Source organism: Parabacteroides sp. AM08-6 (assembly GCF_003473295.1).
Taxonomy (GTDB): Bacteria; Bacteroidota; Bacteroidia; order Bacteroidales; family Tannerellaceae; genus Parabacteroides.
In genome coordinates, this window is the sequence record NZ_QRMP01000054.1 from 1 (window position 1) to 7331 (window position 7331).

The 7331-nt window shown below is 32.8% G+C and carries 8 protein-coding genes; all 8 read left to right on the forward strand.

Translation table 11 applies throughout. The features are described 5' to 3' along the window. Positions 1-153: 153 nt before the first annotated feature. Complete coding sequence (locus DW103_RS17510; protein WP_122278517.1) at positions 154-870, forward strand: glycosyltransferase family 32 protein; 717 nt, start codon at positions 154-156, stop codon at positions 868-870. 70 nt (positions 871-940) lie between these two features. Beyond that, positions 941-1174, forward strand: coding sequence for a TIGR04149 family rSAM-modified RiPP (locus tag DW103_RS17515; protein WP_122278519.1), 234 nt, complete (start codon positions 941-943; stop codon positions 1172-1174). A 126-nt stretch (positions 1175-1300) separates the two neighbouring features. Then, the gene (locus DW103_RS17520; RefSeq protein ID WP_158576711.1) at positions 1301-2557 is read left to right on the forward strand and encodes a 6-bladed beta-propeller; all 1257 of its coding nucleotides are present in this window, start codon (positions 1301-1303) and stop codon (positions 2555-2557) included. 145 nt (positions 2558-2702) lie between these two features. Further along, positions 2703-2936, forward strand: coding sequence for a TIGR04149 family rSAM-modified RiPP (locus tag DW103_RS17525; RefSeq protein WP_122278523.1), 234 nt, complete (start codon positions 2703-2705; stop codon positions 2934-2936). Between the two features lie 182 nt (positions 2937-3118). After that, a complete protein-coding gene (locus DW103_RS17530) occupies positions 3119-4600 on the forward strand; it encodes a radical SAM peptide maturase (protein WP_122278526.1) in 1482 nt (493 codons plus the stop codon). Then, a complete protein-coding gene (locus tag DW103_RS17535) occupies positions 4600-5832 on the forward strand; it encodes a TIGR04150 pseudo-rSAM protein (RefSeq protein WP_122278528.1) in 1233 nt (410 codons plus the stop codon). The genes DW103_RS17530 and DW103_RS17535 overlap by 1 nt, the downstream gene beginning before the upstream one ends. A gap of 4 nt (positions 5833-5836) precedes the next feature. Further along, positions 5837-6451, forward strand: coding sequence for a hypothetical protein (locus DW103_RS17540; protein WP_122278530.1), 615 nt, complete (start codon positions 5837-5839; stop codon positions 6449-6451). Next, positions 6448-7331, forward strand: an 884-nt coding sequence (locus tag DW103_RS17545) for a glycosyltransferase (RefSeq protein ID WP_122278532.1), incomplete at its 3' end; no start/stop codon positions are given. The genes DW103_RS17540 and DW103_RS17545, both read left to right, overlap by 4 nt.

Here is a 7331-nt window from a genome sequence, read left to right on the forward strand (position 1 = left end):
ATTCCGGCTTGCAATATTGCTCCCTTTTCTGTAATGGAAGCGAGTGCTATACGGAGAGGAGATATATGTCCGGAATGGGAGGAACGTTTGCAACAGGCTTATGCTGTCCATTATTTTATGGGCACATGGGGGTATAATTCTAAATAGTTGATTATGAATGAAGCGATACCTAAAATTATTCATCAGGTTTGGTCTGGCGTAGACGGGCCTTTACCTGATTATTTTCATGAATTAGGAGAGACATGGAAAGAACATCATCCTTCGTGGAAATATATGTTGTGGGATAATGAAAGAATGAATATATTCTTGCAGGAATTCTATCCGGAGTACATTGAACGGTATCAATCATTTTATTTTAATATACAACGTTGGGATGTGATTCGTTATTTGATTTTATATCAGATAGGAGGACTATATGCGGATTTTGATTATGAATGTCTTGAAAATATAGAGCCGGTATTAAAAGGAGATTGTTGTTTTGCGATGGAGCCGGAAGGGCATAGGCTCCCTTTCGTAAATGATAAAGTTCCTTATTTCAATAACGCTTTAATGGCCAGTCGGTCCGGGCATCCTTTTATGAAGGCTGTTATAGAGACAGTTTTCTCTAAAGATTTATCATTTTTGCCTGAAAATGAAACCCGATTTTTTCGGGTTTTGTGTACGACAGGTCCTAAAATGCTTTCTGACGTTTATTTGGATTATTCAAATAAGGATAGTATTTACTTGATACCAGCTGAAGAGGTATCTCCTTTTTCAACGATGGAAATTCGTTCTATTAAAACTAATGAAGATATAAAGGGTGAATGGGCATCAAGGATTAAACGGGCGTATGCTATTCATTATTTTATAGGGACTTGGGATTGTGATTGAATGAAAAAACGATTAGTCCTCAATGTGTTAAGTTGAGGGCATATTATAAATAATTAAAAAAAATAATAAAATGAAACAGCTATCAAAATTGAAGTTGGCAAATATTAGCAAGGCTAATATGTTGCATGATGAGATGCGAAAACTCTATGGTGGTAATTATTGTCATTGGGGGTATGTAAATCAAAAAGCTAATGAGACTGAGGGCAAGTGCTCTTGCTGGTGTGAAGATTATGGTGATGATGCTTATAATTATAGGTATACCGATGCTAGGTATTATAAATATAATGGAACTGAAGCTCATTAAATAATCGGTTAAGTATACCGTTAAATTTATTATATTTATAATGATATTTAATGGTATACTTGTTGATTTTAAGAATATTAGAAATGAATAATGAAATATAGTTCTCTTTTATTATATAATTGTGATATGAATAGAAATATAGTTTTGTTGTTTCTTATAGTTTTATGTGGATGTACGCATCGTAACCAACAGACGGAGAGTGTGGAAGAAGTTGTCGTAGCACGCGATACGGTGATTCATCTGAAGGATGTGTTGGATTTATCGGAAGAGGTACGTTTATCAGAGATAGCGGATAGTATAACTTATATTCCATTGGAAACAAAACCAGATTGTTTATTGGGTGATAATATATCTTTTCGTTTTACTGATAACTTTATATTAACGGTACCGCGGTTGATGTTTGACTGGAATGGTTGTTTTAAAGGGCAGATAGGTAAGCAGGGGCAGGGACCGGGTGAGGACCCGAGCATGTATGCTTCATTGTTAGAGTCTAAAGAACATTATTATACGGTTGGAAATAAGATAATCGAATATGATAGAAATGGAAAGTACACAGGAAAAGAAGTTTCTGTATACCATTTGTGTTCAGCTCAGGATTCTTCTAGGGTTTATAGTCTTTTTAGAAATGTTGAAGAAGCTTTAGCAGAAAACTCAATTGTTTTATATCAATACCCGGATAGTTTGATTTGGGTGAATAATGATTTTAAGGTTCATCATGTCACTCGAGTAGTAGAGAATGGAAATATAAAAGTTGGTGGTATTTTCTCGAATAAGACGGATAATTTTTTTCCAAGATATAAAAATAAAACCCTGTTTTATAATTTTTATAATGATACGGTTTTTAGTGTGTCATCGAATGGGTTGTCGCCCGAATGGATTATAGATTTGGGAGAGTATAAGCTGCCGAATGAAATAACCTTATATAAGTTAGGTCCCTTAATGCGTGAGGCAATTCACAGTTCAGCTATGAACAGTTCTGAATTGATGACAAAAACAGATGGGAAAATAGCAGTCTCAAATGTTTATGAATCGGACCATTACTTGTTTTTATTTTATTATAAGAATTATTATTTTGCTGCATCTCGTAATTTGCCACCTCAAAAATTGCAGCTTGCTATTTATGATAAACAAACAAAGAAACTTACTAATGTAAAAGAGGCTAGGCTGATAGATGATTTTCATAATGGTCCAAAATTCTTTCCTACTTACGGAGCATTTGAAGAGAAGCTGATTTCAGTAAAGTGGCCCTACGAATTGAAAGATTATGTGGAAGAACATCGTTCTTCCGGAAAACTGTCTCCCCGCTTGATAGAGTTGGCAGATAATTTGAAGAATGATGATAATCCTGTTTTAATCGTAGTACATTTAAAGAAAAAGATGTGATGATAGGTTTCTTAATACTGGATATTTGTAAAAGATATGTCATTGTTTTCAATGATAGGAATTCGTTCTAAAATCAATGAATATAAAGATGAATTTGAAGCAAGGGTTAAACGGGTATATTATAAATAATTAAAAAATCAATAAGATGAAACAGTTATCAAAATTGAAGTTGGCAAATATAAGTAAGGCTAATATGTTGCATGAAGAAATGCGAAAACTCTATGGTGGTATTTATTGCCATTTGGGATATGTTGAATATGTTGCTAATTATTATGAAGGTAAGTGTTCTTGCTGGTGTGAAGATTATGAAGATGATGCTTATGTATATAAGCTTACTGCTGCTGGAGCTTATCAATCTATTGAAATTGTAATGCCTTAAATTAATGTAGAGGTATATCATGTTGATTTTATTTTATAAATATTGCGGGGCTATGAATTGATATATTATGTGACCTTGCATCATCCTTTTGAAAAATTATATTCTTATTTAATATAGTTTTATAATAGTTTGTAAGATGATAATAATCCTGTTTTAATCGTAGTACATTTAAAGAAAATAATATGATAGATTCCACAATTATTTTTGCAAGTAGGAATGATAATTATTACTTGTATGATGTCAATAATAAAGAGTTGCTGAATATACATCCTGCAATTCAATTAATACATGAGTATTATAAAATACTGCCGGAGGTGGAAGTTTGTGAAAAAATATCCGCAACGTATTTAATCTCTTATGAGGAAGCTTTGTATTATTATAAACGGTACTGCTTTTTGAAAAGAAATGGCTATTTTAAGAATAGAAATTTGAAATCTATATTGTCTGGTAAAATTACTGAAAGGAATGTTGAATATGAATTGGCAAACTGTAACGATATCGTTTTCCAAGTGACTCAGGAATGTAACTTGAAATGTAAGTATTGTTGTTACGGAGAACTATATGAGCAGACTGCATTTACTGGCGATAAAGTGATGAATTTCGATTTGGCAAAGATGGTTATTGACTATATGGTCGGGTTTTGGAACTCGGAAACGTATAGTTCTTATAATAATGTGATTATTATCGGATTCTATGGTGGTGAACCTTTAGTGAATTTTTCGTTAGTTAAGCAGATTGTTGATTATTTGAAATCTCTTAATTTGAAGAGGAAGATTAATTTCCAATATAGTATGACTACCAATGCGTTGTTGTTGAATAAGTATATGGATTTCTTAGTGGAAAATAATTTTTCACTACTGATTAGTTTGGATGGTGATGAAAAACACGATGCTTTGCGGGTTGATTTGAATAATAGACCGAGTTTTAAGCGTGTGTTTAAGAATGTCAAAGACCTGCAAAACAAATATCCCCGGTATTTTGAAGAAAAAGTCCAGTTTAACTCGGTGTTGAATGCATCTTCCTCGGCAGAGGCGGTTTTTGATTTTATACGAGAAAATTTTGGTAAAATACCTTCGTTGGAAACAATTGTACCTCAAGGTATAAAATCAGAAAAGAGAGAAGAGTTTGAACGATTGTACAAAGGATATGAAGAAACCTCTCACATGCTGGAACATACTGACGTCAGTCGCTTACGCGAAATAAGGGAGGCAGGTTATTTCTTTTATTATCATTTAGGAAATGCGTACCGTCATTATTCAGAACTGTTATTGTCTAATGGGCGGAACATAAGGATTCCGACTGGAACTTGTCTTCCTTTTATGAAAAAATTCTTTGTTTCCTCTTCAAGGAAGATACATGTTTGCGAACGAATAGACTTGAGTGAATTTGTAGGGACTATAGATAGTAGTATTCATTTGGACTTCGATAAAATAGCAGCCAAGTATAATAAAATGTATAAAGATATAAATAAGCAATGTACAAATTGTTATTATGCTGAATTTTGTAGCGCTTGTATTCTGCAACTTCCTCGTAAAAACGGGAAACCTTTTTGTGACTCGGTTTATACAAAGCAAGATACAATGAGTTATTTATCTTACATTATTTCTTATCTGGAAAAGAATAGTTCAAAGTTTTATACAATAAATAAATCGGTTTTTGCATAATGAAGAAATATTGGTTTGTATTAGAAACATATACTTTTATATGGGATGATGAAGAAAATGTGTTGATTTATAATTCATTATCAGGTAAATCTTTGCTCTTTAGAAAGGATGCGGAATTGACACCTGTGATTGAAGAATTGAAATCGCAAGCTAATCTGTATGTGATAGAACTACAGGAAGATGTGCTTAATTTGAAGTCGGTAAGTAATTTTGTTAAAAAGGTTCGTGCCGCTTATTCCGGCGATTTGTATGAACAATCTAAATTCCCTCATAAGCCGATAGTGATTGTTCCTAAGATTAATTTGAATGATGAGGTGGAACGTGATCGGGGAGATTTTAAGAATGTGGAATTTTTTGGGCAAAAGGTGCTAAATAACTTATTGGAACTTTCTGTTTTTTGGGGTGGAAACTGTAAATTGAAATGTAAAGATTGTGATAGTGCTTTTAAGCAGATTTCCTGGTGTACTCGATTTGAAGCTGAAATAAATGAAGCTGTACTTAAATGCTTAATTGAACAAATTCAAGTGGCAAAAATTAGACGTGTTACATTTATTGGAGATTGTTTATTTAATAGTTCTCTGTTTAAACAATATCGTGATGATATATCTTCTTTGAGTTGCGTAAGAAATTTGATGATACATAGTAGGGCTTTTTCTTTTTTTGATTCCTCTGCTGTTACTTCTTGTATTTCTGTTTTCTCGGAGTTGACAATATTGGTCGATGATATAAGAGACATTAAACCTGGCCTGTTGGATGGGATAAGGGAACAACCATCAGTTTTTGTTTTTAGGATTACTTCGGAAGCTGATTTTGAGATGGCATTGGATTGTGTGAATAGTTTGAATTTGAATGCTAAATTTATACCATACTATAATGGTGATAATATGAAGTTTTTTGAAGATGTCGTCTATCAAGATAAAAAAACAATTTTATCGACCAAGTGGTCTAAAAAGGATATATTTTCACATCAACATGTGAATGCCAATTATTTTGGTAACTTAACATTAAAACCTGATGGGGATATTTTTTCTGATAAGGAAAAGTCTGCATTAGGAAATATCTTATCTGCTCCGTTGAGTACCTTGGTCTATAAAGAATTACAGACAAAAGAGCATTGGCGGCTTACCAGGGATAAGGTTCAGCCGTGCGCAAAATGCCTGTATCGGTATTTATGTCCTCCTGTGTCTGATTATGAGAAGGTTATAGGAAAGTTCAATTTGTGTCATTTGTAAGTTTATGAACAAAGATTTGATTTTATCCCGTATATCCAATTTTTTAATGGTTTCGACGGCCTATATGAAAGAAAATGGTTTATTTCATGGAAAGATGGGTATTGTTCTTTTTTTTATGCATTATTCAAGATATCGGAATAGTACCGATTTTGAGAATTTTGCCAATATGCTGTTGGATGAAATATTTGAGGACGTTGTTTTTGATATGCCTATTGATTTTGAAGATGGTTTGTCTGGAATAGGATGGGGAATCGAATATTTGTTGGAACATAATTTTGTAGGGGGAAATACTTTTGATATTCTGGAAGATATAGACTCGAAATTGTCTGCATATAATTTTTTTAATTATCCGGATAGGTCTTTTCGTAGAGGAACTGAAGGGGTGTTTTGTTATCTGAGAAAACATTTGTCCGGTAAGGTTTTGGAAAAAGAGAAAAAAAAGAAGGAATATTTGAAGGTGTTCTCAAAGTATCTCCTTGCTCTTGATAATGAAGATGTCTTTGAGTTGAAATCTTTTTTAGCTGATTGTGATTTTGATATTAATCTTCCCATCTCGAAATGGAGGCTGGGTATAGATAATGGATGTGCAGGGTATGGGCTTAAATTAATGCTGGGATGAAGAAAATATATATATTTAATAGTGATAGCAGGGCGGCTGTTTATGGAATTGGAACTTATTTGGAACAATTAGTGGCTGTATGTCTGAAAATGCCGGATGTTGTATTGAGTGTTGTTAAATTGTATTCTGACAAAGAGGAAGTAACATGTGAAAGAAAAGATGGATATGATTTGCTTTCTATCCCTATGGATTTTGGTAATGAAGAAAAAATGAAAGACCGTTATTTCTTTCATGCTTTATATGTTTTGTTGGCTAATTTTCAAATTGATGAAGATGAAAATGTTATTTTTCATTTCAATTATAATATTCCATTGAATTTGATTCTTTTTGTAAAAAATACTATTCCTAATAGTAAAATCGTTTATACTATTCACTATCAAACCTGGGCTTTTTCTTTGAATGGGAATCTGAAACGTTTCAGAAGTATAATTAATTCTGAAGGTGCTTTGCCGGGAACTCGTGAATCCAATATAAAAGAACAGTTCTATAAAGAAAAAGATTTTTATGCAGCCATAGATAAAATAATCTGTATTTCGCGATTTACAAAATCTTTATTGATGCACGATTTCGGTATCGAAGAAAGTCGTATTGCTCTTATTTATAATGGTCTGAAAGATGATGGTGGAAACGTCTCAATGCAATCAAAAGAGAGAATAAAGAAAAAAATAGGAGTAATACCCGGAGAAAAGGTTATTTTGTTTGTTGGTCGCTTGGATTCTATAAAGGGGCTTAGTTATCTTATAAACGCATTTAAGTTGGTGCTGAATAAAGATTCCCATGTTCATTTGTATATTCTTGGCGATGGAGACTTTTCTGATTATTTAGCTCTTATAAAAGAATATTGGAATAAAGTGACATTTACAGGTCGTTTGAATAAGGA

Bases quoted from the DNA above. Each gene is read 5' to 3' on its own strand.
- DW103_RS17510 (WP_122278517.1), top strand. From the start codon at position 154: ATGAATGAAGCGATACCTAAAATTATTCATCAGGTTTGGTCTGGCGTA.
- DW103_RS17515 (WP_122278519.1), top strand. From the start codon at position 941: ATGAAACAGCTATCAAAATTGAAGTTGGCAAATATTAGCAAGGCTAAT.
- DW103_RS17520 (WP_158576711.1), top strand. From the start codon at position 1,301: ATGAATAGAAATATAGTTTTGTTGTTTCTTATAGTTTTATGTGGATGT.
- DW103_RS17525 (WP_122278523.1), top strand. From the start codon at position 2,703: ATGAAACAGTTATCAAAATTGAAGTTGGCAAATATAAGTAAGGCTAAT.
- DW103_RS17530 (WP_122278526.1), top strand. From the start codon at position 3,119: ATGATAGATTCCACAATTATTTTTGCAAGTAGGAATGATAATTATTAC.
- DW103_RS17535 (WP_122278528.1), top strand. From the start codon at position 4,600: ATGAAGAAATATTGGTTTGTATTAGAAACATATACTTTTATATGGGAT.
- DW103_RS17540 (WP_122278530.1), top strand. From the start codon at position 5,837: ATGAACAAAGATTTGATTTTATCCCGTATATCCAATTTTTTAATGGTT.